Genomic DNA, 24,752 nt, shown 5'->3' with positions numbered 1-24,752 from the left:
GGGTGGTCCCGGGCCTGTGCGGATGAGCACCCTGCTGGCCGGCGCGCGGCTGCTCGACGCCGGCGGCGTCACCGACGGCGGCTGGGTGCTGCTCGACGGCGACACGATCGCCGCCACCGGCACCGGCCCGCCGCCCGGGCACGCCGGCGAGACCGTCGACCTGGCCGGCGCGGAGCTCGCCCCGGGCTTCGTCGACCTGCACGCCCACGGCGGCGGGGGCGCGGCCTTCGACGACGGCCCCGACGCGATCCGCACCGCGCTGGCCGTGCACCGCGCCGCGGGCACCACGCGCTCGGTGCTCAGCCTGGTCGCCGCGCCGCTGGAGGCGCTGGAGGCGTCGCTGGCGGGCATCGCGGAGGTGGCCGCCGCGGACCCGACCGTGCTCGGCGCCCACCTGGAGGGCCCCTTCCTGGCCCCGGCCCGCTGCGGCGCGCACGACCCCCGCCACCTGCGGGCACCCACCCCCGACGCCGTCGACCGGCTGCTCACCGCGGCCCGCGGCACGCTCCGCCAGGTCACCGTCGCGCCCGAGCTGCCCGGCGCGCTGCAGGCGGTCCGCGACCTCACCGCGGCGGGCGTCGTCGTCGCCGTCGGGCACACCGACGCCGACGCCGCGCTCACCGCGGCCGCGTTCGACGCCGGCGCCCGGCTGCTCACCCACGCGCTCAACGCCATGCCGGGCCTGCACCACCGCGCGCCCGGCCCGGTCGGCGCCGCGCTGGCCGACCCGCGGGTCACCCTGGAGCTCGTCCTCGACGGCGTGCACGTGCACCCTGTCGTCGCGCGGCTGTTGATGGACGGCGCGCCGGGGCGGGTCGCGCTGGTCACCGACGCGACGGCCGCCGCCGGCGCCGGGGACGGCGAGCACCGGCTGGGCGGGCAGGCGGTCACCGTGCGCGGCGGCCGGGTGGTGCTGGCCGGCACCGGCACGATCGCCGGGTCGACGCTCACCCAGGACGCCGCGCTGCGCACCGCCCTCGCCGCCGGCGTCGACTTGGTCGCCGCCGTCACCGCGCTCACCGCCGCCCCGGCGCGGGCGCTGGGCCTCGGCGACCGGCTGGGCCGGCTGGCGCCGGGCGCCGCCGCGGACGTCGTCGCCCTCGGCGCGGACCGGTCCGCCACGGCCGTCTGGGCGGCCGGCCGGCGGGTGCGCTAGGGGCGCGGGCCCCGACCCGCGGGGACCTCCTCGGGGACGGCCGGGTCGGTCCGGGGCCGGTGGATCTGCGAGTAGACCTGCGCCCGCAGCTCGGCGAACCGCGGCGACGACCGCGTGTGCAGCTGGTCCCGCTGGTCCGGCAGGTCGATGACGAGGTCCTGCCGGACGACGGTCGGCGACTGCGACAGGATCAGCACCCGCTGGCCGAGGTAGACGGCCTCGTCGATGTCGTGCGTGACGAACAGCGTGGTCACGCGGAACCGGTGCCAGAGGTCCCGGATGAGGTCCTCCAGGTCCGCCCGGGTCTGGGCGTCGACGGCCGCGAAGGGCTCGTCCATGAGCAGGACACGCGGCTCGTAGGCGATGGCCCGCGCGATCGCCACCCGCTGCTGCATGCCGCCCGACAGCTGCCACGGATAGGCGGCGTGGGCCTCCGCCAGGCCGACGGCGGCCAGCGACTCCTCCACCAGCTCCCGGCGGCGGGCGGCGGTGAGCCCCTTCTTCTGCCGGAGCGGGAGCTCGACGTTGTCCCGCACGGTCTTCCAGGGGAACAGCGACCGGCCGTACTCCTGGAAGACGACCGCCATGTCCGGCGGCGGGCCGTCGACCTGCCGCCCCTCGAGGAAGACCTCCCCGGAGGTCGGCTCGAGCAGGCCGGCGATGATCTTGAGCAGCGTCGTCTTGCCGCACCCCGAGGGCCCGACCAGGCACACGAGCTCACCGGTCGCGACGGTGAAGGTCAGGTCGCGCACCGCCTCGACGGTGCGGGTCCGACCGTCGTAGACCTTGCGGATACCCCGGACGTCGAGGTCGGTCATGAGGTGCCTTCCGAGCGGAGGGGACGGGTGGTGGGAGGTCAGGGAGCGCGGTGCGCGCGGCGCAGGCCGTGGTACCAGGCCAGCACCCGGTTCTCCACGACCCGGAACAGCAGCGCGAGCAGCAGCCCGAGCAGGCCCAGCACGAGCATCCCGGCCCACATCTCGGTGATGGCGAAGGTCCGCTGGGCCTGGACGATCGCGAACCCGAGCCCGTTGGACGCGGCGAACAACTCGCTGATGACCATGAGGATGATCGCCACGGACAGGCCCTGACGGAGCCCGGCGAACACCTGCGGGCTCGCTGCCGGCAGCACGACGTGCCGCAGCCGCGCCATCCCGTCGATCCGGTAGGCGCGCGCGGTGTCGGCCACCACGGGGTCGACCGCGCGGACGCCCTCGACGGTGTTGAGCAGGACCGGCCACGTGCAGCCGAAGGCGATGACGGCCACCTTCATGCCGTCGCCGATGCCCAGGAACAGGATGAACACCGGCACCAGGACGGGCGGGGGGATGGCCCGGAAGAACTCCAGGACCGGCTCGAGCACCCCGCGGACCGTCCGCGACAGGCCGATGACCATCCCGAGGGCCACGGCGACGACCGCCGCCAGGGCGAAGCCGGCGGTCAGCCGCAGCAGGCTGGGCAGCACGTCGGCGGTCAGCCGCGGGCCCAGCCACTCGTCGCCGAGGGTCTCGACGATGCCCGACAGCGGCGGGAAGAAGTAGTCGGTGGAGTCCGCCGACAGGACCCACCAGACCGTGAACAGGACGGCCGGCAGGGCGAGGGTCGTGCCGATCCGGCGGAGGACGGTCACACCGGCACCTCGGCACGCTGCGACGGGTGCCAGGCGAGCGCCCGCCGCTCCACGGCCCGGAAGACCACGTTGACCAGCACCCCCAGGATCCCGGTGACGACCACGAGCGCGTAGGTCTGCGCGACCGCGCCGCTGCTCTGCGCGGTGTTGAGCAACTCGCCCAGCCCGGGCACGCCGATGACGAGCTCGGCGGTGACGGCGAGGATGAGGGCGACCGCGGCGCCCAACCGGAGGCCGGTCATCACGTACGGCAGCGTCGTCGGCCAGGTGACGTGCCGGGCCCGCGCCCAGGCGCCCAGGCCGTAGGCGCGCGCGGTGTCCCGGGCGATCGGGTCGACGTCGGCGACGCCGTAGAGGACCTGGACGAGGACCTGCCAGAAGGCGGCGTAGACGACGAGCAGCAGCTTGCTCTCGATGTCACTGCCGAACACGAGGATCGCCAGCGGGATCAGCGCGACCGACGGGATCGGCCGCAGGAACTCGATCGTCGAGTCCGTGAGCTCGCGCGCCGGCCGCGAGCTGCCGATCAGCAGGCCGACGACGACGCCGGCCACCGCCGCCACGGACAACCCGATCGCCCACCCGCGGAGGGTGTCCCCCACCGCGGTCCAGAACGCGCCGCGGCCGGTGAGCTCGGCCAGCGCCACGGCGATCTCGGAGGCGGGCGGGAAGTACCGGGACGGCACGAGCCCCGTCCGTGGCAGCAGCTCCACCAGGAGGACGAGGCCGGCCAGTCCGGCCAGTCCCAGCGCGGCCTGTGGCACCCGTCGCCGCCGGCCGCGCGGCGTGGGCGCCGCGCGGCCGGCCGCGGGGACCGCCGGGACGTCCTCCCGGGCCGCCGCGGGTGCGCCGCTCACGGCAGGAGCGCGTCCAGGTCCGGAGCGTCGTCGAGGAGGCCGTCCTGGACGCCCAGTTCGGCGAGCCGCTCGACGGACTCGCGGTTGACCTCCGGCCCCCACGCCGGCAGGACCATGGTGTCGATGACCGCCTGGTCGATCTCGGTGTACTCGGAGAGCACCGCCCGGGCCGCCTCGGGGTTGGCCGAGGCGTACTCCAGCGACCGCTCCATCGCGGCGGTGAAGCGCTCCACGACGTCGGCGTTCTCCGCGGCGAAGGGCCGGCTGGTGAAGTACCCCGCGACGGTCAGGTCGTCCGCGGCGTCGACGAAGTTGGACGCGACGACGACGGCGCCCGCCCGGGTGCCGATGGTCAGGAACGGCTCGGTCCCCCAGATGGCGTCGACGTCACCCTGCTCGAGGGCCGCCGGCATCTCGCTGAACGGCAGCTCGACGTAGTTGATCGTGGCGGGATCGCCGCCGGCCGCGCGGACGGACACGTTGATCGTCGTCGTCCCGATGTTGCCCAGCGTGTTGACCGCCACCGTCCGGCCGGCCAGGTCGGCGGCGTCGGTGATCCCGCTGTCGGGCCGGGTGAGGACGGCGCTGTAGTCGGCACCCTGCTCGCCGGTCGAGGCGGCGCCGGCGACCACGACCTCCAGCGGCAACCCCTGCGAGGCGGCCGTGAGCAGGGAGGTCATGTTGCTGAAGCCGAACTGGTACTCCTGGTTGAGGACCGCCGGGACGATCGCCGCCCCGCCCTGCGCGGTCTCGAGGGTCAGGTCGATGCCCTCCTCCTCGAAGAATCCCTGCTGCACACCCAGGTAGATCGGCGCGACGTCGACGATCGGCACGACACCGACCGTGACAGGCGTCGGCCCGCCGTCCGCGGACCCGCCGCTCGCACTCGCCGACGGCTCGGCACCCCCGCACGCGGCGAGGAACAGCACGGGAACGGCCAGCAGAGCGGCCACGTGGCGACGCATCGGGTCTCCTTCACCTCAGGGGCCTCCCGGACAGCTCTCACCGGGCTGTTGCGCACCGAGGGGTCTCGGGGTGGAGGTCTGTGCCCGCAAGTTCGCAGGGTGGCGCGCGCCCCGTCAATCACTCTCGTCACGCTCTGTATCTATCGAGTGAACTAGGGTGAGCCGAGTCACACTTAGCGCCCTGTCAGCACTCACACCGAGGTGCCTCATGACCGACGCCACCCACCGCACCCGCATCCCCCGTGACCGCGAGCACGACTACACCCGCGAGATGGCCGACAAGCGCCAGGCCTTCGTCGCCGAGCGCACCGGAACCGGCCTCGACCACGTCCGCCGGTACTCCTTCGACCCCGCCGTCCTGCCCGGCAACATCGAGAACTTCACCGGCGTCGCCCAGGTGCCCATCGGGCTGGCCGGCCCGCTGACCCTGCGCGGCGAGCACGCGCAGGGCGACTTCTTCGTCCCGCTGGCCACGACCGAGGGCACGCTGGTGGCCAGCTACAACCGCGGCATGCGGGTGCTCGCCGAGAGCGGCGGCATCCGCACCACCGTCGTCGACGACCACATGCAGCGGGCCCCGGCGTTCATCCTCGACGACGCCCTGCAGGCCCGGGAGTTCGGCCGCTGGGTCGACGAGCACCTCGACGAGATCCGCGCCGCCGCGGAGTCCACCACCCGCTCGGGCCGGCTGACCTACATCGGCCAGCACCAGATCGGGCCGCTGCGGTACCTGCGGGTCAACTACACGACCGGCGACGCCGCCGGGCAGAACATGACCGGCAAGGCGACGCTGGCCGCCTGCGAGTGGATCCGCGCGAACCACCCCGACCACCCGCGCTTCGTGCTCTCCGGCGCGATCGACACCGACAAGAAGCACTCGCAGATCAACATGCTGATGACGCGGGGCAAGCGCGTCGTCGCCGAGGCCACCATCCCGAAGGAGGTGCTGCGTCGGCTGACCGGCGTCGACACCCGGGAGCTGTTCGAGTACCGGCAGATCGGCATGGCCGGGTCGTTCATGTCCGGGGCGGCCTACAACGGCGCGCACGCGGCGAACGGGCTGACGGCGCTGTTCATCGCCACCGGCCAGGACGTGGCCAACGTCAGCGAGTCGCACTCCGGGGTCACCTACACCCAGCTGCTGGAGAACGGCGACTACTACTGGTCGACCACGCTGACGTCGCTGATCGTGGCCACCTACGGCGGCGGGACCGGGCTGCCCACCCAGCGCGAGTGCCTGGAGCTGCTCGGCTGCTACGGCGCCGGCAAGGTGCAGAAGTTCGCCGAGATCTGCGCCGGCGTGGTGCTGGCCGGCGACGTGTCATTGACCTCGGCGATCCTCGCCGGCGACTGGGTCACCAGCCACGACGCGCTGGGCCGCAACCGCTGACCCGGCTCAACGGATCTGGACGCCGGAGATCGCCCGTGCGATGACCAGCCGCTGGATCTCCGAGGTGCCCTCGAAGATCGTGTAGATCTTCGCGTCGCGGGCCATGCGCTCGACGGGGTAGTCGCGCGTGTAGCCGTTGCCGCCGAGGATCTGCATGGCCTGCTCGGTCACCCGCACCGCCGTCTCGCCCGCGACCAGCTTGCTCATCGAGCCCTCGGCGGAGGTGAACGGCTGGCCGGTGCGCGCCATCCACGCGGCCCGCCAGACCAGCAGACGGGCGGCGTCGATGGACGTCTTCATGTCGGCGAGCGCGAAGGCGATCGCCTGGTTCTCGACGATCGGCCGGCCGAACTGCACCCGCTGCCCGGCGTAGTCCAGCGCGTACTCGTAGGCCGCCCGCGCCACCCCGACCGCCTGGGCGCCGACGCCGGGCCGGGTGCGCTCGAAGGTGGCCATCGAGGGCTGGGTGCGGCCGCTCCGCACGCCCTCCCGCGCCCGCGCCAGCCGCTCCTCGAGACGCTCGCGGCCGCCGAGCAGGCAGTCGCCGGGGACCCGGCACCCGTCGAGCACGACCTCGGCGGTGTGCGAGGCGCGGATGCCGTGCTTGAGGAACTTCTGCCCCTGGGTGAGCCCCTTCGTGCCCGGCGGGACGACGAAGCTGGCGTGGCCGCGGGCCTTGAGCTCCGGGTCGACGACGGCCGTGACGACGTGGACGTCGGCGATTCCGCCGTTGGTGGCCCAGGTCTTGGTGCCGGTGAGCACCCACTCGTCGGTCGCCTCGTCGTAGACCGCGCGGGTGCGCATCGCCCCGACGTCGGAGCCGGCGTCGGGCTCCGAGGAGCAGAACGCGGCGACCTTCGGCTCGGCCTCGGTGCCGAACATGGCGGGGATCCACTCGCCGACCTGCTCGTCGGTGCCGTTGGCGCGCACGGACGCGGCCGCCAGCGTGGTGCCGACGATCGCCAGCCCGATCCCGGCGTCGCCCCAGAAGAGCTCCTCCATGGTGAGCGGGATGCCGAGGCCGGACTCGTCGAACCACTGGGTGGCGAAGAAGTCGAGCGAGTAGATCCCGGTCTTCGCCGCCTCCTGGAGGACCTCCCACGGGAAGGCCTCGCGCTCGTCGTACTCGGCGGCCGCGGGACGGATGACGTCCGCCGCGAACCCGTGCAGCCACCGCTGCAGCTCGACCTGGTCCTCGGTGAGCGAGAACGACACGGCCACGGTGCACCTCCTCCGGTCAGAGCGGGCGGACGGTGCCCACGAGGTGGTCGGACCCGTTCTGCGCGCCGCGCACCGCGAGGTCCCAGCCGCCGCCGGCCGGCGCGGCCGCCAGGGTGACCGTCGAGGGCAGCAGCAGCGGCTTGCGGAACCCGACGTCGACGGTGAGCGCCCCGGGCAGCCGGCCCGACAGCGCGGCCAGCGCCCGCGCCTCCACCCACATCCCGTGCGCGATCGCCCTCGGGAACCCGAAGGCGCGGGCGGTGAGGGCCGAGAGGTGGATCGGGTTCACGTCGCCGGAGACCCGGGCGTAGCGGCGGCCGGCGTCGCCGGGCACCCGCCAGCGGACGGTCCCCGCCGGCAGCTCCCCGACCGCGACGTCGACGTCGGAGGGAGGTGCCCCCTCCGGCGCCCGCGCCCCGCGGGCGAGGTAGGTGGAGCGGCCGCGCCACACCTCGGCGCCGCCGGCCGACACCGACGCGCACAGGTCGACGGTCGCGCCGCGCGGGTGGACGGCGAACCGCTCGGCCCACACCTCGAGGTCGAGGGCCTCCCCCTGCCCGACCGGGCGCAGCACGTCGATCCGGTTGCGGACGTGCACCAGGCCCGGCAGCGCCAGCGGGAAGGCGCGGTCGCTCATCAGCGCGACCTGCAGCGGGAAGGCCAGCACGTGCGGGAACGTCACCGGCAGCGCGTCGGCCTGCGGGAACCGGCACACCCGGGCGTAGGCGGCCACCCCGGCCGGGTCCACGGTCACGCCGCGGCGGGCCAGCCGGGTGTCCGGCAGGTCGCCGCCGCGGCCCCGCGCGGTGAGCGCGGCCCGCACGAACAGCGGCGCCATCGACGGCGCCGACCCGAGCACGGTGACCATCAGGCGCCCAGCACGGACTGGCCGCACACGCGCACGACCTGCCCGTTCACGCCGGCGGCCGTGGGCGAGGACAGCCAGGCGATGGTCTCGGCGACGTCGACGGGCAGGCCGCCCTGCTGCAGCGAGTTGATCCGGGCGCCGACCTCGCGGGTGCCGAAGGGCATCCTCGCCGTCATCTCGGTGACGATGAAGCCCGGCGCGACGGCGTTGATCGTGGCGCCGCGCGCGGCGAACTCCGGCGCCCACGCCCGCACCATCCCGATGACGCCGGCCTTGCTCGCCGCGTAGTTCGTCTGCCCGCGGTTGCCGGCGATGCCCGACTGCGAGCTGACCGCGACCACGCGGCCGCCCGGCCGGAGCAGGCCGTCGGCGTCCAGCAGCGCGCGGGTGAGGTCCAGCTGCGCCTGCAGGTTGACCGCCATGACGGAGTCCCACCGGGCGGCGTCCATGTTGACCAGCAGCTTGTCACGGGTGATGCCGGCGTTGTGCACGACGACGTCGACCCCGCCGTGGCGCCCGCGCAGGTGGCTGACCAGCCGCCCGGCGGCGTCGGGGGCGGTGACGTCGAGCTGGAACGCCGTCCCGCGGACCTCGTTGGCCACCGCGGCCAGCGACTCACCGGCCGCCGGCACGTCGACGGCGACCACGTGCGCGCCGTCGCGGGCCACGACCCGGGCGATCGCCGCCCCGATGCCGCGCGCGGCCCCGGTGACCACGGCGACCTTGCCCTGCAGCGGGCGCACCGGGTCCTCGTCCGCGGGCACGTCGGCCGCCGACACGGTGAGCACCTGGCCGTCGACGTAGGCCGACCGGCCGGAGAGGAAGAACCGCACGGCGCTGCCGGCCGACGCCTCGGCGCCCTCCGGCACGACCACCAGGTTGGCCGTCGACCCGGCGCGCAGCTCCTTGGCCACCGACCGGACCAGCCCCTCCAGGGCCTGCCGGGCCGCGGCCTGCGCCGGGGAGTCCGCGGCCGCGGGCGGGTCGGCGAGCACGAGCACCCGGCCGGTGGGCCGCAGCCGCTCCACCGCCGGGGCGAGGAAGGCGTGCGCCGCGGCCAGCTGCCCGGGCCCGGTCAGGCCGGTGGCGTCGAGCAGGACGGCGGCGGGCCGCTCGCCGCCGTCGTCGCCGGCCGGGACGGTCACGCCGGCGTCGCGGAGGACGGCGGCGAGCGTCCCGCCCAGCCGGCCCTCCCCCGCCGTCCCGACGACGGCCGGGCCGGGCAGCAGCGGCTGCCCCGGCTCGTACCGGCGCAGCACGGCCGGCCGGGGCAGGCCGAGCTGCTCGACGAGGGAGGACCCGACGCCGGAGTTGGCGAAGGTCGTGTACCAGTCGCTCACGGGGTGCAGCTCCTTCAGGACTCGAGGATGGCGACGACGCCCTGGCCGCCGGCCGCGCAGACGGAGATCAGCCCGCGCTTCCCGGGGCCGGCCTCGTGCAGCTGCTTGGCCAGCGAGGCGACGATCCGGCCGCCGGTCGCCGCGAACGGGTGCCCGGCCGCGAGCGAGGAGCCGTTGACGTTGAGCTTCGACCGGTCGATCGACCCGAGCGGGGCGTCGAGGCCGAGGCGCTCCTTGCAGAACGCCGGGTCCTCCCACGCCTTGAGCGTGGCGAGCACAGTGGAGGCGAAGGCCTCGTGGATCTCGTAGAAGTCGAAGTCCTGCAGCGTCAGGCCGTTGCGGGCGAGCATCACCGGCATCGCGTAGGCCGGCGCCATGAGCAGGCCCTCGCCGCCGTGCACGTGGTCGACGGCGGCGGTCTGCGCGTCGACGAGGTGGGCGAGCACCGGCAGGCCGTGCTCGGCGGCCCACTCGTCGGAGGACAGCAGGACGGCCGAGGCGCCGTCGGACAGCGGCGTCGAGTTGCCGGCGGTCATGGTGGCCGCGGGGTCGTCCTTGCCGAAGACCGGCTTCAGCTTCGCCAGCTTCTCCACGGTCGTGTCCGGGCGCAGGTTCTGGTCGCGGGTGAGACCCAGATAAGGGGTGACCAGGTCGTCGAGGAAGCCGCGCTCGTAGGCGGCGGCGAGGTTGCGGTGCGAGCGGACGGTGAGCTCGTCCTGCTCCTCCCGGCCGATCTCCCACTCCCTCGCGGTGATCGCCTGGTGCTCGCCCATCGCGAGGCCGGTGCGCGGCTCGGCGTTGCGCGGGATCTCGGGCACGAGCGAGCCGGGGCGGATGCGCGAGAGCGCCTTGAGCCGCTGGCCGATCGTCTTGGCGTTGTTCAGCTCGATGAGCACCCGGCGCAGGTCGTCGCCCACGGCCAGCGGGGCGTCCGACGTCGTGTCCACGCCGCCGGCGATGCCGGACTCGATCTGGCCCAGCGCGATCTTGTTGGCGACCAGCACGGTGGCCTCGAGGCCGGTGCCGCAGGCCTGCTGGACGTCGTAGGCGGGGGTGGCGGCCGACAGCCGCGACCCGAGCACCGACTCGCGGGTCAGGTTGAAGTCGCGCGAGTGCTTGAGGACGGCGCCGGCGACGACCTCGCCCACCAGCTCGCCCTGCAGCCCGAAGCGGGCGACCAGGCCGTCCAGCGTCGCGGTGAGCATGTCCTGGTTGGACGCCTGCGCGTAACGGGAGTTCGAGCGGGCGAACGGGATGCGGTTGCCGCCGAGGACGGCGGCCCGCCGGGTCCGGTGCGAGCTCATCGGTGACCTCCGGGGGTCCCAGGAGCGCCGTTCGTACGCGAACGGCTGACGGAGTGGCCGGTACCGACGGTACACGGTACCGTCGGTTACATGAAAGCCGAGACGGCCTCCCGGCGGCGCGACCGCCGGGACTCGCGGTGGGACGAGCACCGCCGCGCGCGCCGCGAGCAGCTGGTGGACGCCACCGTCGCCGCGGTCGGGAAGCACGGCGCCGGCGTCGGCATGGACGAGATCGCCGCCGAGGCCGGCACCAGCAAGACCGTCGTCTACCGGCACTTCGCCGACCGCAGCGAGCTCTACGTCGCCGTCTGCAACCGGGTCGCGGCGCAGCTGACCGAGAAGCTGCGCGCGGCGATGACCAGCACCGACCACCCGCGCCGGATGGTGGCCGCCGCCGTCGAGACCTACCTGGCGTTCCTGGAGGCCGACCCGGAGCTCTACCGCTTCGTCGTCGCCCACCCGCTGCTGGACAGGCCGGTCGACGCCGACCCCGTCAGCACGCTGTCGGACCTGGTCGGCGACCAGGCCGCCGCGCTGGTGGCCGTCGCCCTCGAGCGGGCCGGCCGGGACCCCGCGGCCGCCGCGCCCTGGGGGCACGGCCTGGTAGGGCTGGTCCGCGCCGCCGCCGACTGGTGGCTGCGTGCCGACCGGCCGATGCCCCGGGCGGACCTGGCCGCCCACCTCACCGACCTCGCCTGGGCCGGGCTCTCGAGCCTCGCCCCCGCTGGACCGACCCCCGAGGAGAAGAAGTGACCTCCACCCTCCCCCGCACCGTGGACCCGGCGCGCCTCCAGGAGGTGCTCGACGGACGGTGGGCGCACGTGCGCCGCGACGCCCGCGAGCAGCTCGGCGACCCGAAGTGGGCCCCGGTGTACGGCGAGTCGGTGCAGGAGGCCCGCGAGCGGATCACCCGGCTGGCCGGCGAGCTCGCCGCCACCGGCCGCGTCGGCCTGGGCTTCCCCGAGGAGTACGGGGGCGAGGCCGACGCCGGCGGCTCGGTGACCTCCATCGAGATGCTGGCCTTCGGCGACCTGTCGCTGATGGTCAAGGCCGGCGTCCAGTGGGGCCTGTTCGGCGGCGCCGTCCAGCTGCTCGGCACGCGGCGGCACCACGACGCCTACCTGCCCGACATCATGAGCTTCGCGCTGCCCGGATGCTTCGCCATGACCGAGACGGGCCACGGCTCCGACGTCCAGCAGCTGCGCACCACCTGCACCTACGACGCCGGGACGCAGACCTTCGACCTGCACACCCCGCACCAGGCCGCGCGCAAGGACTACATCGGCAACGCGGCCGAGGACGGGCGGATGGCCGTCGTCTTCGCCCAGCTGGTGACGCAGGGCGAGCCGCGCGGCGTGCACGCCTGGCTGGTGCCGATCCGCGACGAGGACGGCAACCCGTTGCCCGGCGTCACCATCGGCGACGACGGCCCGAAGGCGGGCCTGCTCGGCGTCGACAACGGCCGGCTGTCCTTCGACCACGTCCGCGTGCCGCGGGAGATGCTGCTCGACCGCTACGGGCAGGTGGCCGAGGACGGCACCTACACCTCCGGCATCGAGAACGAGACCCGCCGCTTCTTCACCATGCTCGGCACGCTGGTCCGCGGCCGGGTGAGCGTGGGCGGCTCGGCCGGCTCGGCGACCAAACTGGCCCTCGACATCGCCGTCCGCTACGGCGACGTCCGCCGCCAGTTCGCCGCCCCCGGCCGCGACCGGGAGATCGTGCTCAACGACTACCTGGTCCACCAGCGCAAGCTGCTGCCGGCCCTGGCCACCTCCTACGCGCTGGCGTTCGCCCAGGAGGAGCTGGTCAGCACGATGCACGACGTCCAGACGGCGGTGCACGAGCACGGCGAGGCCGTCGACGAGGCCGCCCAGCGGGAGCTCGAGGCGCGCGCGGCCGGGCTCAAGGCGGCCAACACCTGGCACGCCACCCGCACCATCCAGACGTGCCGCGAGGCGTGCGGCGGCGCCGGCTACCTGGCGGAGAACCGGCTGCCCCAGCTCAAGGCCGACACCGACGTGTTCACCACGTTCGAGGGCGACAACACCGTCCTGCTGCAGCTGGTCGCCAAGGGCCTGCTCACCGGCTACCGGGACGCCTTCGGCTCCCTCGACGGCTGGGGCAGGGTCGCGTTCGTCGCCGACATGGTCCGCGAGACCGTCCTCGAGCGGACGGCGGCCCGCGGACTGATCGCCCGGCTCGTCGACGCCGTTCCCGGCCGGGACGAGGACGTGCCGCTGCGCGACCGCGGCTGGCAGCTGAAGGTGTTCGAGTTCCGCGAGAAGCACACCCTCGAGGGCGCCATCCGCCGACTCCGCCGGAACGCCGCCGACGAGGGCATGGAGCCCTTCCAGGTCTTCAACAGCGTCCAGGACCACGTGCTGCGGACGGCGTCCACCCACATCGACCGGGTGGTGCTCGAGGCGTTCGTCGCCGGGATCGAGCGGACGACCGACCCGGACGCGAAGGCGCTGCTCGAGGCCCTGTGCGACCTCTACGCGCTGTCGACCATCGAGGCGGACAAGGGCTGGTTCCTCGAGCACGGCCGGCTCACCCCGGCCCGGTCGAAGGCGCTGACCGCCACGGTGAACGCCCTGCTCGCCGAGCTGCGGCCGCACATGGTCACCCTCGTCGACGGGTTCGCCATCCCGCAGGAGTGGAAGGCCGCCGCGATCCTCGAGGAGGAGGCGGACCGGCAGGAGGCCATGCACCTCGAGGACAGGGCCGCCGAGGACGCCCGGCTGCGGGCCGCCGTCGTCACCCCGGACGACAGCGCCACCTCGCTGGAGGTAGCGCCCGCTCAGTAGCGGGAGCCCGGGTCAGCTGCCGGCGGGCAGGGCGCCGTTGACCGTGATCGCGTCGACGGCGCCGTGCCCGACCTCCCAGCGGTCGAGCAGCTCCTGGTAGACGCCGTCGTCGGCCAGCCGCTGCAGCGCCTCGGTGAGCACGTCGCGCAGCCCCGTCCGGTCCGGGGCGACGGCGATGCCGTACAGCCCGGGCTCGTACTGGGTGTCGGAGACCAGCTGGTAGCTGTTCTGCGTCCGCGGGTCGGTGGTCACGTGGACCGCCGGCGGGTAGTCGGCGACGACGGCGTCGGCGCGGCCGGTGCGCAGCTCGAGCAGGGCGTCGTCGTTGGTGGGCAGCTCGTGCAGGTCGATGCGCTGCGCGCACGAGACCTGGGCCCGCTCCAGCAGCCCGACCTGCACGGTCCCGGCCTCGACGGCGACGCTGCGGCCGCACAGACCGGCCAGCTCGTGGATGCCGAGCGGGTTGCCGCGCGCGACGACGATCGAGGAGCCGGCGCGGAAGTAGTTGACGAAGTCGGCCTGCTGCTCGCGCTCGGCGGTGTCGGTGACCGCGCTCATGACCAGGTCGAACCGGTCGGCGGCGAGGTCGTCGAGGAGCGTGTCGAACGGCGCGGCCTCGAAGCGCACCTCCACGCCGAGCAGGTCGCCGAGCGCGGCGCCGAGGTCGGGCTCGAAGCCGACGATGGTGCGCCCGTCGAGGCCGAACGACGACGCCGGCGGGTAGGACGGGTCGTTGGCCACCGTCAGGACGCCGGCCGCGCGCACGTCGGCGGGCAGCGCGGCGTGCAGCTCCTCGTCGACGGCGACGGCGGCGGCCGGGCCGGCGGCGGTCTCTGGGGCGGCTGCCCCGCACCCGGCGGCGACCAGGGCGAGGGTCAGGGAGAGGGCGGGGACGGCGGTGCCGGCGACGGCACGGCGGGTGCGGGTCACGCGAGGACCTCCTGGGCGGGCGCGGACGCCGGGCGGGCCGCGCAGGTGAGTTCCGGCCACGGGCGGGGCCGGGAGAACAGCCAGCCCTGGGCGCGGTCGCAGCCGACCGCCCGCAGCCAGGCGGCGACCTCGGGCGTCTCGACGCCCTCGGCGCACACCGACAGCCCCAGGCCGTGGGCGAGCTCGACCAGCGACCGCACGACGGCGGCGTCCTCGGCCGAGACGTCGACCCCGGTGACGAAGGCCCGGTCGACCTTGACCTCGGCCAGCGCCAGCGAGCGCAGGTGCGACAGGCTGGCGAAGCCGACGCCGAAGTCGTCCAGCGCCGCGCCGAACCCGTGCGCGGCGAGCTCGGCCAGGCAGGCCGAGGCGGCGGCGAGGTCGGCGGGCAGCGCGGTCTCGGTGACCTCGAGGACCAGCTTCGCCGGCGGCACCCCGGCCGCGGCGGCGAGCCGGGCGACGGTGGCGGCGAACCCGGGCGCCTCGAGGTTGCGCACCGAGACGTTGACCGAGACGGTCCAGTCCTCGCCGGCGGCCGTCCAGGCGGCGCAGTCGGCCAGCGCCTGCCGGAGCACCCACTCGGTGAGCGCGCCCATGACGCCGGACTGCTCGAGCGCCGGCAGGAACTCGCCGGGGCCGATCAGCCCGCGCTGCGGGTGCTGCCAGCGCAGCAGCGCCTCCACGCCGACGGTGGCGCCGGAGGCCAGGTCCACCTGCGGCTGGTAGTGCAGGCGCAGGTCGCCGTCCTCCAGCGCGCGCCGCACGTCGTGCTGCAGCGCCGGCGAGTGCGGCGAGGGCACGGTGGCGCGGGGGTCGAAGACGACGACGCCGGTCGCGCCGCGCTTCCCCTGGTACATGGCGGCGTCGGCGCAGGTCATGAGCGTCTCGACGTCGGTGGCGTCGGCCGGGTGCATGGCGATGCCGCAGCTGGCCTCCACCGCCAGCGGCACGCCCTCGACCACGGTCTCCACCGACAACGCGTCGCTGACCCGCTGCACCAGCTCGCGGGCGGCGCCGGCGTCGTCCATGCCGGGCAGCAGCAGGCCGAACTCGTCGCCGCCGAGGCGGGCCACGGTGTCCTCCGCCCGCACGGTGGCCGACAGCCGCCGGCCCACCTCGCGCAGCAGCTGATCGCCGGCGTGGTGGCCGAGGGTGTCGTTGACCTCCTTGAACCGGTCGAGGTCGACGAGGACGACGGCGGCCGGGGCGCCCCGGCCCACCTCGGCGGCCACCCGCCGGGCGAACAGCTCGCGGTTGGCCAGGCCGGTCAGCGGGTCGTGCAGCGCGTCGTGGGCGGCCTGCGCGGCCTGGCGGCGCAGCCGGCGGGTGGTCGACCAGGAGATCCCGGCGAGCACGAGGTAGAGGGCGCCGAGGCCGGCGCCCAGCCGCCAGTAGGTGCGGGTGGTGGCCGCCTCGACCTGGGCGGCGACGGTGTCGTAGGGCAGCAGCAGCTCGAGCACGCCGACCGAGCGGCCGGAGGTGTCGGCGACGATGGGCTGCAGGACGCGGATCATCCGGCCCACGGCCAGGCCGTCGTCGTCGAGGAGGGCGACGTCGGTCCCGCCGGCGGCGGCCGTGGCGAACGCGGCGCCGCCGGCGGGGACGACGTCCTCGCCGGTGGGGTAGTCGGGCAGCGCGGTCTCGGGACCGGTGGCGCCGTCGTCGGCGAAGACGACCGCGCCGGCGAAGTCGCGCAGCCGCAGCCGCAGGATCGAGCCGCGGAAGACGGCGAGGTCGGTGGCCGCCTGCAGCCGCTCGCGCTCGGCCCCGGTCAGCCCGGTGCCGAGGTCCTGCCCGCGCAGCGCCGGGGCGATGGTCATCTCCTCGACCACCGCGGCCTGCGCGTGGCCGTACTCCAGCGCGCGGTCGACGGCGTCCTGCCGGATGCCCGCCGCGAGGACCGCGCCCAGCACGACCACCGGCACCAGGCTGGCCGCGGCGTAGGCGGCGAACAGCCGGGTGCCGGCCGCCGTCGCGCTCCGGGACCTGCTCATGGCTGCCTCATCGGACGGACCGGGCCGCCGGTCGAGCGCCGTCTCACCCGTCCGGGGGGCCAGGTCCCGGGCGGCGCGGGGGCGGGCGGGAGGATGGACCCCCGTGAGCACCCTCGCGGCGGCCACGGAGACGCTGCGCGTCCCGGCCGCGGTCGACCTCGCCGCGATCGTCGTCGGCGCGCTGACCGGCGGGCTGCTGGCCGCCCGGGAGGGCTTCGCCGTCTCCGGTGTCCTGCTGCTGGCGGTCAGCGGCGGCCTCGGCGGCGGGCTGATCCGCGACGTGCTGCTCGCCGAGGGGCCGCCGGTGGCGCTGACCAACCGCGCCTACCTGCCCGCCGTGGCCATCACCGCGGCGGTCACCTTCTTCTTCTCCGGCTGGCTGTCCCGGCTCACCGCGCTCCTGGTGGTGCTCGACGCGCTCACCCTCGGCCTGTTCACCGTCATCGGCGCGCAGAAGGCCCAGCTCGCCGGCCTGCCCAGCGCCTCGGTGGTGTTCATCGGGACCCTGACGGCGGTCGGCGGGGCGGTGATCCGCGACGTGCTGCTCGCCCAGCGCGCCGACATCGTGCAGCCCGGGCCCTACAACGCCGTCGCCGCGCTGCTCGGCGCCACGCTGCTCACGCTGCTGGCCGGGCCGCTCGGCGTGGACCCCATCCCGGTGGCGCTGCTGGTGATCGCCTTCGTGGCGGCGCTGCGGGTGCTGTCGGTGTGGCGCGGGTGGGAGGCGCCGGTCGCCGTGGACCTCCCCGGCCGCGCCCGCAGCCGGCTGGCGGCCCGCGACCGGTCCCGGCGGCCGGACGGGCGCCGCCGGGTCCTCCGCCGCCGGATGCGGTGAGCCGGAGCCGCCCGGCAGGATGAGCCGCATGCCCGAGCGGGAGCACGACGTCGTCCTCTTCGGCGCCACCGGCTTCGTGGGCCGCCTGGTCGCCGCCTACCTGGCCGAGGCCGCGCCGCCCGGCCTGCGCGTCGCCCTGGCCGGCCGGTCGAAGGAGAGGCTGACCGCCGCCGCGGCCGGCCTGCCGGAGACGGCCCGCCACTGGCCGCTGCTCGAGGCCGACAGCAGCGACCCGGCGTCGCTGGCCCGGATGGCGGAAGGCACCCGGGTGCTGGCCACCACGGTCGGCCCCTACCACCGCTACGGCCTGCCGGTGGTGGAGGCCTGCGCGCGGGCGGGCACGCACTACGCCGACCTCACCGGCGAGGTGCTGTTCGTCCGCGAGGCCATCGACCGCTGCGACGCCGTCGCCCGGGAGACCGGCGCCCGCCTCGTGCACGCCGCCGGCTACGACTCGATCCCGTCGGACCTGTCGGTGTTCCTGCTGGCCGAGCGGGCCCGGGCCGACGGCGCGGGCGGGCTCACCGACGTCCGCCTCGTCGCCACCGTCCGCGGCGGGTTCAGCGGCGGCACGGTCGACTCGATGCGCGCGCAGGTCGAGGCGATGGCCACCGACCGAGCGGTGCGGAGGGTGATCGCCGACCCGTACGCCCTCTCCCCCGACCGCGCCGCCGAGCCGGACACGAAACAGCCGCCGGACGCCATGCCGCCCGCGCTCGCCGCCGAGGGCCGGTGGACGGCCCCGTTCGTGATGGCGCCGTTCAACACCCGGATCGTGCGCCGCAGCAACGCGCTGCAGGACTGGGCCTACGGCCGGGGCCTGCGCTACGGCGAGTCGATGAGCACCGGCCGCGGGATCCCCGGCGCGTTCGCCGCCGCCGGCGTCACCACCGGTCTCGCCGCGGCGCTCGGCGCGATCGCCTTCCCGCCCACCCGGGCCCTGCTCGACCGGGTGCTCCCCGCGCCCGGGAGCGGGCCGAGCGAGTCGGTGCGGGAGAGGGGCTTCTTCCGGATGGTCGTCGACGCCGACACCGAGGGCGGCCGCCGCTACCGGGCCACCGTGGCCGGGCAGGGCGACCCCGGCTACAAGGCGACGTCGGTGATGCTCGGCGAGGCGGCGCTGGGGCTGGCCCTCGACGAGGACCGGCTGCCGGACCGGGCCGGGTCGCTGACCCCCGCGACGGCGCTGGACGGCGTGCTGGTCGACCGGCTGCGCGCCGCCGGGCACACCTACGAGGTCACGGCCCTCTAGGGAGGGCCTCCCTCCAGCACGTCCCGGCCCGTGGGCGGCACGTGGCCGCGGTGCGGTCCGGAGGACCGCGGTGTCATCCCTCGACGCGGACGGCGAGCAGCGCGACGTCGTCCTCGGCGCCGGGCAGGACCATCCGCCCGAGCAGCCGGTCGCACAGCTCCTCGAGCGGGAGGTCGCCGAACTCACCCAGCGCGGCGGTGAGGGCGGCGGTCCCGGCGTCGAGGTCGCGGTCCCGCCGCTCGACCAGACCGTCGGTGTAGAGCAGCACCGTGCTGCCCACGGGCAGCTCGCAGTCGTGGTCGGCGCGCGGGCGGCGCGGGTCGACGCCCAGCAGCAGGTCGGCCGTCCCCTCGTCCAGCACGCGCACGCCGCCGCCGGGCAGGACGACGACCGGCGGTGGGTGCCCGGCGCTGGACCAGCGCAGCCGGACGCCCCCGCCGTCGGTGCGCTCCAGCCGGGCGAGGACCGCGGTGGCCATCGCCCCGAGGGCCAGCCCGGCCGCGGCGCGGTCGAGCCCCGCGAGCACCTCCGCCGGTGACCCCCCGCCGGCGTAGCCGATGCCGCGCAGCAGCCCGCGCAGCTGGCCCATCGCCGCGGCGGCGTGCCGGTCGTGCCCGACGACGTCGCCGATCGCGAGGACCACCGCGCCGCCGGCCTCGACGAACGCGTCGTACCAGTCGCCGCCGATCTCGGCGCCCTCCGACGCCGGCACGTACCGGACGACGATCTCGCAGCCCTCGGGCCGGGGCGGCGCGGTGAGCATGCTGTGCTGCAGGGCGTCGGCGAGGTCGCGCTGCTGCTCGTAGAGGCGGGCCGCCTGCAGGGCCAGTCCCGCCCGGCGGCCGACCTCGATCGCGGTGTCGATCTCGCCCGGCGTGTGCGGCCCGCGCGCGGCGTCGTTGGCGGTGCCCAGGGCGCCGATGACCCGCCCCCGCGCCACCAGCGGCACGACCAGCGCCGAGCGGGGCGCCAGCCGCAGCAGCGTCTCCTGGTCCGCCGGGTCGGGCAGCGAACGGGCGATCCGGGCGGCGTCCAGCTCCGGGACGACGAGCGGGCGGCCGGTGCGGGTGACCACCCGTGCGGCGTGCTCGTCGCTCATCCCGGTCGCCATCGTGTGCACGTAGGCGGCGACGTCGTCCCGGCGGGCCGGGTCGCGGTGCGCCCAGGCCACCTCGTGCAGCCGGCCCTGCTCCTCGGTGACGACGATCCAGCACCAGTCCCCCAGCGCCGGCACCACCAGGTCGGCGAGCTGCCCGAGCTGCTCACCGATGTCGAGGCTGCCCGAGAGCACGCGGCCGGCGTCGGCCAGCAGCTGCAGCCGCTGGTTGGCCCGGGACATGGCGCGCACGGCCTCGGCGCGCTCGGCCTGGGACCGCAGCCGGGAGACGCTCAGCGCGATCTGCGCGGTCAGCGCGTCGAGCAGCTCGACGTCGTCGTCGACGAAGACGTGCTCGGTGTCCCAGAGGACGACGAAGCTGCCCAGCAGCCGGCCCTCGACCCGCAGCGGCAGCGCGGCGAGCGCGCGCAGGCCGAGCGCGGCGCCGACCTCGGCCATCTGCGGGAACCGGGCCACCGCCTCGTCGAGGTCGGCGAAGACCAGCCGCTCGCCGTGCCGGGCGGCGTACTGGGTGGGCAGCGTGTCGTCGAGCTCGACCACCATGGCCTCGGGCGGCAGCTCCACGTCGGCCTCCGCGGCGGCGCTCGCCACGGTGTCGGCCAGGCCGCGGGCGAGGTGCAGCCGCAGCGCGCCGTCGCCGTCGAACGCGGCCAGCGCGCTGGAGGACGCCCCGAGCACCCGGGCGCCCCGCAGCGCGATCTCGGCCAGCTGCGACAGCGCGGTCGCGTTCGCCAGCTCCGCGGCGACCTCGGCGACAGCGGCGGCCCGCTGCACCGCCGCCATCCGGCGGGTGGCCTGCTCGCGGGCCTCGGTGGCGTCGAGGACGGTGCCGAGGACCCGCACCCGCTCGCCGCGCAAGTCGCGCACCACGCGGCCGCGGGACACCGTCCAGCGCACGCTGCCGTCGGCGTGCAGGGCGCGGGCCTCGACGGCGTACTCGCCGGCGCCGGACAGCGCGGAGGCCATCGCCGCCCGCACCGCGGCGTGGTCGTCGGGGTGGATCCGCTCGGCGAGCATCCGGTCGACGTCGGCGATGTCCAGGGGCCCGTCGAGGCCGTGCACCGCCGCGCACCGCTCGTCCCAGTGCAGCGCCCCGCTGCGCAGGTCGTACTCCCAGATGCCGATCTCGCTGGCCTCGAGGGCGACCTCCAGCCGGGTGCGGGACACGCCGATGGCGGAGCGGGCGGCCGAGAGCTCCAGCTCGGCCACCACCGCGGCGGCCAGGTGCTCCAGCAGTGCGACGTCGTCGGGCTGCCAGGTGCGCGGCTCGGGGTCGTGGACGGCGAGCGCGCCGACGACGAAGCCGGACGCGGACAGCAGCGGCGTGCCCAGGTAGGCCACGACCTCGCCGGAGGTGACGGCGGGCAGCGCGGCCAGCACGGGGTCGGCCCGCGCGTCGGACACCGCGAGGGCCCGCCCCTCGCGCACGACGCGCTCGGAGAAGGCCCCGGTGAGCAGGGCCCGCCCGCCGACCACGCCGGGTGGCAGGCCGTGCCCGCCGACGACGGTGTCCCGCTCGATGAACAGGGTGACCTTCGCGTGGTCGACGTCGAGCAGTCGCGCGGCCAGCCCGGACAGCCGGTCGTAGGCGGCGGGGTCCGGCACCTCGAGGAACAGGCGGCGGGCGGCGGCGACGCGGTGCGGGTCCTGCAGGACGTCGTCGGGCGCGGACGGCAGGGGGACGGTCACGGCCCTCCTGTCCCTCGCGCGACCGGGCGGTCGCAGCCGTCCATGGTGCCACGGGCGGCGGCCGGGCGGACGGCGCCGTCCGCAGTGGCGCCGGAGTCCCCCGCCCGGGTGAGGGACGCCGCCGGAGGGGTCGGGCGGACGGCGTCCGCGGCCGATCCCCTCGCCATGACGGGGATGCTGACGCGGCGGCTGCCGGACTGCCGCCCCCTGCTCGCCGATCCCGAGGACCTCACCCTGGTCTTCCAGCCGATCGTGGACCTCGCACGGGCCCGCGTGGCCGGGTACGAGGCGCTGTCCCGGTTCCCGGGCACCGCCGGCCCGGAGGTGTGGTTCACCGCGGCCGCGGACGCCGGGATCGCCGCCGAGCTCGAGGCGCTGGCCCTGCACAAGGCCCTGGCCGCCCTCCCGGACCTGCCCGCGGACACCTTCCTCACCGTCAACGTCGGTCCGCACCTGCTCGGGACGGCGCCGGTGCAGGAGGCGCTGGCCACCCGCCCGGACCTGCACCGCGTCGTCGTCGAGCTGACCGAGCACGCGCCGGTCGACGACCTGGGCGCGCTGCGGCTCCAGGTCGCCGCGCTGCGGGCGCGGGGTGCGCTGGTCGCCCTCGACGACACCGGCTCGGGCTGGTCGGGCCTGCAGCAGCTGGCCGCCCTGCGGCCGCAGCTGGTCAAGCTCGACCGGTCCCTGGTCGCCGGCGCCGACGCCGACCCGGTGCGGATGGCGCTGGCGGAGATGGTCGGCGAGTTCGCCGGCCGCATCGACGCCTGGCTGCTCGCCGAGGGCATCGAGACCCGGAGCGAGCTGGCCGCCTTCTGCCGGCTCGGCGTGCCGCTGGCCCAGGGGTGGCTGCTCGGCCGGCCCACGCCCGGGTTCGCGCCGCTGGACCCGGACGTCGCCGCGCTCGTCCGCGGCTGCGCCGCCCGCGCGCGGACGGCGTCCACCGTCGCGGGCCTGCTGCGGCCGGTGCGCCAGTGCGAGGTCACCGAGGCCTTCCCCGGCGTGCCGCCGGTCGTCCTGGTGGGCCCGCAGGGCGAGCCGCTGGCCCTGCGGCTGACCGACCCGCGCACCGGGCAGGCTCACACCGCCCCCGTGTCGCTGCGTGCCGAGCCCACCGACGACGTCACCGCCACCCTGCAGCGGGCGCTGACCCGCTCGCCGGCCCAGCGCTTCGACCCGGTGGTCTGCACCGACGCGGCCGGCGCCGTGGTGGGCCTGCTGCGCGTCGAGGACCTGGCCTCCGCGGCCGCCGCCCGCTGACCGCACCCCGGACCACCGGGAGGAACCGCCCGGTGGAGACCTCCACCCGCGGGGACGTCGTCCCCGGCGGCACCGCCTCGTCACCGCCCGGGCACGGGTCGCCGACGGCGGGCCGGCCCCGGGGACCTGCGGCACGCGGCTCCCGCCGTGTCACGGGGGCCACCCCTCCCCGGGACGGGTGGTACCGGCGGGTCCGTAGGGTCGTGATCAGGCCCGTGCACTGGCCAGATGCCCCGTCGGCGTGTCACGGTGCCCCGGGCCGGACCCCGACGGGGACCGGTCCGTCCCGGGCGCCCGCCCGGGACCGCCGCCGCGGACCCGCGGCCGGCACCCCACCCGGCGGCCCGCCGAGACCGCGCGGGCCCCGACGTCTGAGAGGAACCCCGTGAACAAGGCCGAACTCGTCTCCGCCATCGCGAAGCGCGCCGACGTCCCCAGCTCCACCGTCGACGCCGTGCTGAGCGGCCTGCAGGAGGAGCTCGTCGAGGCGATCACCCGCGGCGAGAAGGTGGCCGTCTCCGGCCTCATCACCGTCGAGCGGACCCAGCGCTCGGCGCGCACCGGCCGCAACCCGCAGACCGGTGAGTCCATCGAGATCCCCGCGGCCAACACCGTCAAGGTGACCGCCGGCTCCAACCTGAAGAAGGCCGCGAGCAACGTCCCGGTCTGACCCGCCGGGCCCCCCGCCGGGGCGGCGCCTGCCCCCTGTGACCCCGCCCACGTCCCGTGGGTCAGGATGCGCAGGCAGGCGCCGCCCGAGGGCGGCGGTGCCGGGACGGAGGAGCACGTGGCGAGCGGACTGACCCTGGACACCGACCCGGCCGAGGTCGGCCTCGACGCCGGCCGGCTGGAGCGCCTGGACAGGCGGCTGGCCCGCTGGGTCGACGACGGGCAGCTGCCCGGCTTCCTCGTCACGGTGTCGCGGCACGGCCGGCTGGCCCACGTGGGGCGGTACGGCTCCCGCGACGTCGAGAACGGCCTCCCGGTCGAGGAGGACACCCGCTGGCGGATCTTCTCGATGACCAAGCCGGTGACCTCGGTGGCGGCGATGATGCTGTACGAGGAGGGGGCCTTCGAGCTCACCGACCCGATCGCGAAGTGGCTGCCGGAGTTCGCCGAGACCCGCGTGTACGTCGCCGGGTCGGCGCAGAAGCCGGTCACCCAGCCGCAGGTCGAGCCGATCCGGGTCCGGCACCTGCTCACGCACACCTCCGGGCTCACCTACGGCTTCCACCACGCCCACCCGGTCGACGCCATGTACCGCGCGATGGGCCACGAGTGGGGCACCCCGCCCGGCGTCGACTCGGCCGAGGCGTGCCGCCAGTGGGCGTCGGTGCCGCTGGTCTTCCAGCCCGGGGCGGAGTGGAACTACGGCGTCTCCACCGACGTCCTGGGCCGGCTCGTGGAGGTCGTCTCCGGCCAGACCCTCGACGTCTTCTTCGCGGAGCGGGTCTTCCGCCCGCTGGGCATGACCGACACCTCCTTCGGCCTGCGCGAGGACGACGACGTCGACTCCCTGGCCCGGCTCTACGCCGCCGTCCCCGGGCAGCCCGGCGGCCCGGCCACCTCCTTCGCGCCGATCGACGCCATGGGCGAGGCGGCGCACCGCAAGCCGACGTTCCTGTCCGGCGGCGGCGGGCTGGTCTCGACGGCGGGTGACTACCTGCGCTTCTGCGAGATGCTGCGCCGCGGCGGCTCCTACGACGGCGGGCGACTCCTGGGCCCGCGGACGCTGGCGCACATGGTGCGCAACCACCTGCCCGGCAACGCCGACCTGGAGACGTTCGGGCGGCCGCTGTTCGCCGAGACGCCGCTGCGCGGGGTGGGCTTCGGGCTGGGCTTCTCGATGGTGCTGGACCCGGCGCGCTACGGCGGCGTCGCGAGCGTCGGCGACTACAGCTGGGGCGGGGCGGCGTCGACGGCGTTCTACGTCGACCCGGTCGAGGACGTCGTCGTCAGCTTCTACACGCAGCTGCTGCCCTCGAGCACGCTGCCGATCCGGGCCTACCTGCGCGCCCTGGTCAACCAGTCGATCGTCGCCTGAGGCGGGGGGGGGGGGGGGGGGGGGGGGGGGGGGGGGGGGGGGGGGGGGGGGGGGGGGGGGGGGGGGGGGGGGGGCGGGGGGGGCTCGCGG

General features: G+C 75.8%; 20 protein-coding genes. 9 read left to right on the top strand and 11 right to left on the bottom strand.

Annotation, left to right across the window (positions count from 1 at the left end):
• The first annotated feature begins 22 nt into the window (after window positions 1-22).
• Window positions 23-1,156, top strand: a complete 1,134-nt coding sequence (gene nagA / locus ACI8AB_RS16790; RefSeq protein ID WP_456951044.1) for an N-acetylglucosamine-6-phosphate deacetylase — start codon at window positions 23-25, stop codon at window positions 1,154-1,156.
• Here the strand turns inward: nagA and ACI8AB_RS16785 are convergent.
• The 4 genes from ACI8AB_RS16785 to ACI8AB_RS16770 are packed head-to-tail and all read right to left on the bottom strand — an operon-like array spanning window position 1,153 to window position 4,608.
• Window positions 1,153-1,974 carry an ABC transporter ATP-binding protein gene (locus tag ACI8AB_RS16785; protein ID WP_456951043.1) on the bottom strand — a complete coding sequence of 274 codons (822 nt, stop codon included), beginning with the start codon at window positions 1,972-1,974 and terminating at the stop codon, window positions 1,153-1,155. The two genes, nagA and ACI8AB_RS16785, sit on opposite strands and share 4 nt — an antisense overlap.
• Before the next feature lie 38 nt (window positions 1,975-2,012).
• Window positions 2,013-2,786 carry an ABC transporter permease gene (locus tag ACI8AB_RS16780; RefSeq protein WP_456951042.1) on the bottom strand — a complete coding sequence of 258 codons (774 nt, stop codon included), beginning with the start codon at window positions 2,784-2,786 and terminating at the stop codon, window positions 2,013-2,015.
• Window positions 2,783-3,643 (bottom strand): ABC transporter permease, encoded by an 861-nt coding sequence (locus ACI8AB_RS16775; RefSeq protein WP_387990460.1) that lies wholly within the window; start codon window positions 3,641-3,643, stop codon window positions 2,783-2,785. The genes ACI8AB_RS16780 and ACI8AB_RS16775 overlap by 4 nt, the downstream gene beginning before the upstream one ends.
• The gene (locus tag ACI8AB_RS16770) at window positions 3,640-4,608 is read right to left on the bottom strand and encodes an ABC transporter substrate-binding protein (protein ID WP_456951041.1); all 969 of its coding nucleotides are present in this window, start codon (window positions 4,606-4,608) and stop codon (window positions 3,640-3,642) included. The genes ACI8AB_RS16775 and ACI8AB_RS16770 overlap by 4 nt, the downstream gene beginning before the upstream one ends.
• A gap of 208 nt (window positions 4,609-4,816) precedes the next feature.
• Between ACI8AB_RS16770 and ACI8AB_RS16765 the strand changes: the two genes are divergently transcribed.
• Window positions 4,817-5,998, top strand: coding sequence for a hydroxymethylglutaryl-CoA reductase (locus tag ACI8AB_RS16765; protein WP_456951040.1), 1,182 nt, complete (start codon window positions 4,817-4,819; stop codon window positions 5,996-5,998).
• Between the two features lie 6 nt (window positions 5,999-6,004).
• Here ACI8AB_RS16765 and ACI8AB_RS16760 read toward each other — a convergent pair whose 3' ends face one another.
• From ACI8AB_RS16760 to ACI8AB_RS16745, 4 genes are read right to left on the bottom strand one after another with little or no spacing between them, the layout of a single operon-like run.
• A complete protein-coding gene (locus ACI8AB_RS16760) occupies window positions 6,005-7,219 on the bottom strand; it encodes an acyl-CoA dehydrogenase family protein (RefSeq protein ID WP_456951039.1) in 1,215 nt (404 codons plus the stop codon).
• A gap of 16 nt (window positions 7,220-7,235) precedes the next feature.
• Window positions 7,236-8,087, bottom strand: a complete 852-nt coding sequence (locus ACI8AB_RS16755; RefSeq protein ID WP_456951038.1) for a MaoC family dehydratase — start codon at window positions 8,085-8,087, stop codon at window positions 7,236-7,238.
• Window positions 8,087-9,427 (bottom strand): 3-oxoacyl-ACP reductase, encoded by a 1,341-nt coding sequence (locus ACI8AB_RS16750; RefSeq protein WP_456951037.1) that lies wholly within the window; start codon window positions 9,425-9,427, stop codon window positions 8,087-8,089. Before ACI8AB_RS16750 ends, ACI8AB_RS16755 begins: the two co-directional genes overlap by 1 nt.
• A 14-nt stretch (window positions 9,428-9,441) precedes the next feature.
• Window positions 9,442-10,731, bottom strand: a complete 1,290-nt coding sequence (locus tag ACI8AB_RS16745; RefSeq protein WP_456951036.1) for an acetyl-CoA C-acetyltransferase — start codon at window positions 10,729-10,731, stop codon at window positions 9,442-9,444.
• 90 nt (window positions 10,732-10,821) lie between these two features.
• Here ACI8AB_RS16745 and ACI8AB_RS16740 point away from each other — a divergent pair, with 90 nt between their 5' ends.
• Window positions 10,822-11,484, top strand: coding sequence for a TetR/AcrR family transcriptional regulator (locus tag ACI8AB_RS16740; RefSeq protein ID WP_456951035.1), 663 nt, complete (start codon window positions 10,822-10,824; stop codon window positions 11,482-11,484).
• Complete coding sequence (locus tag ACI8AB_RS16735) at window positions 11,481-13,541, top strand: acyl-CoA dehydrogenase family protein (protein WP_456951034.1); 2,061 nt, start codon at window positions 11,481-11,483, stop codon at window positions 13,539-13,541. Before ACI8AB_RS16740 ends, ACI8AB_RS16735 begins: the two co-directional genes overlap by 4 nt.
• A 12-nt stretch (window positions 13,542-13,553) precedes the next feature.
• Here the strand turns inward: ACI8AB_RS16735 and ACI8AB_RS16730 are convergent, their stop codons facing one another.
• Both ACI8AB_RS16730 and ACI8AB_RS16725 read right to left on the bottom strand, forming a co-directional pair.
• Window positions 13,554-14,471 carry an ABC transporter substrate-binding protein gene (locus ACI8AB_RS16730; RefSeq protein WP_456951033.1) on the bottom strand — a complete coding sequence of 306 codons (918 nt, stop codon included), beginning with the start codon at window positions 14,469-14,471 and terminating at the stop codon, window positions 13,554-13,556.
• Window positions 14,468-16,465, bottom strand: coding sequence for a putative bifunctional diguanylate cyclase/phosphodiesterase (locus tag ACI8AB_RS16725; RefSeq protein ID WP_456951032.1), 1,998 nt, complete (start codon window positions 16,463-16,465; stop codon window positions 14,468-14,470). The genes ACI8AB_RS16730 and ACI8AB_RS16725 overlap by 4 nt, the downstream gene beginning before the upstream one ends.
• Window positions 16,466-16,568: 103 nt before the next feature.
• Here ACI8AB_RS16725 and ACI8AB_RS16720 point away from each other — a divergent pair, with 103 nt between their 5' ends.
• On the top strand, window positions 16,569-17,300 hold the full coding sequence (locus tag ACI8AB_RS16720; RefSeq protein WP_387990493.1) for a trimeric intracellular cation channel family protein: 732 nt from the start codon (window positions 16,569-16,571) through the stop codon (window positions 17,298-17,300).
• Window positions 17,301-17,328: 28 nt separating this feature from the next.
• The gene (locus ACI8AB_RS16715) at window positions 17,329-18,552 is read left to right on the top strand and encodes a saccharopine dehydrogenase family protein (RefSeq protein WP_456951031.1); all 1,224 of its coding nucleotides are present in this window, start codon (window positions 17,329-17,331) and stop codon (window positions 18,550-18,552) included.
• A gap of 73 nt (window positions 18,553-18,625) precedes the next feature.
• Here ACI8AB_RS16715 and ACI8AB_RS16710 read toward each other — a convergent pair whose 3' ends face one another.
• A complete protein-coding gene (locus ACI8AB_RS16710) occupies window positions 18,626-21,358 on the bottom strand; it encodes a SpoIIE family protein phosphatase (protein WP_456951030.1) in 2,733 nt (910 codons plus the stop codon).
• 165 nt (window positions 21,359-21,523) lie between these two features.
• On the opposite strand from ACI8AB_RS16710, the gene ACI8AB_RS16705 reads away from it, so the two are divergent.
• The 3 genes from ACI8AB_RS16705 to ACI8AB_RS16695 all read left to right on the top strand — a co-directional run bounded on the left by ACI8AB_RS16705 (window position 21,524) and on the right by ACI8AB_RS16695 (window position 24,662).
• Window positions 21,524-22,618, top strand: coding sequence for an EAL domain-containing protein (locus tag ACI8AB_RS16705; RefSeq protein WP_456951029.1), 1,095 nt, complete (start codon window positions 21,524-21,526; stop codon window positions 22,616-22,618).
• Window positions 22,619-22,859: 241 nt separating this feature from the next.
• A complete protein-coding gene (locus tag ACI8AB_RS16700) occupies window positions 22,860-23,288 on the top strand; it encodes an HU family DNA-binding protein (RefSeq protein WP_456951028.1) in 429 nt (142 codons plus the stop codon).
• Window positions 23,289-23,405: 117 nt separating this feature from the next.
• Complete coding sequence (locus tag ACI8AB_RS16695; RefSeq protein WP_456951027.1) at window positions 23,406-24,662, top strand: serine hydrolase domain-containing protein; 1,257 nt, start codon at window positions 23,406-23,408, stop codon at window positions 24,660-24,662.
• The last annotated feature ends 90 nt before the right edge of the window (window positions 24,663-24,752 follow it).

The sequence above is a fragment of the Geodermatophilus sp. SYSU D00698 genome, from assembly GCF_054050335.1.
The sequence above is the reverse complement of the archived record's forward strand: the minus strand, read 5'-3'. Positions and strand labels throughout refer to the sequence as shown.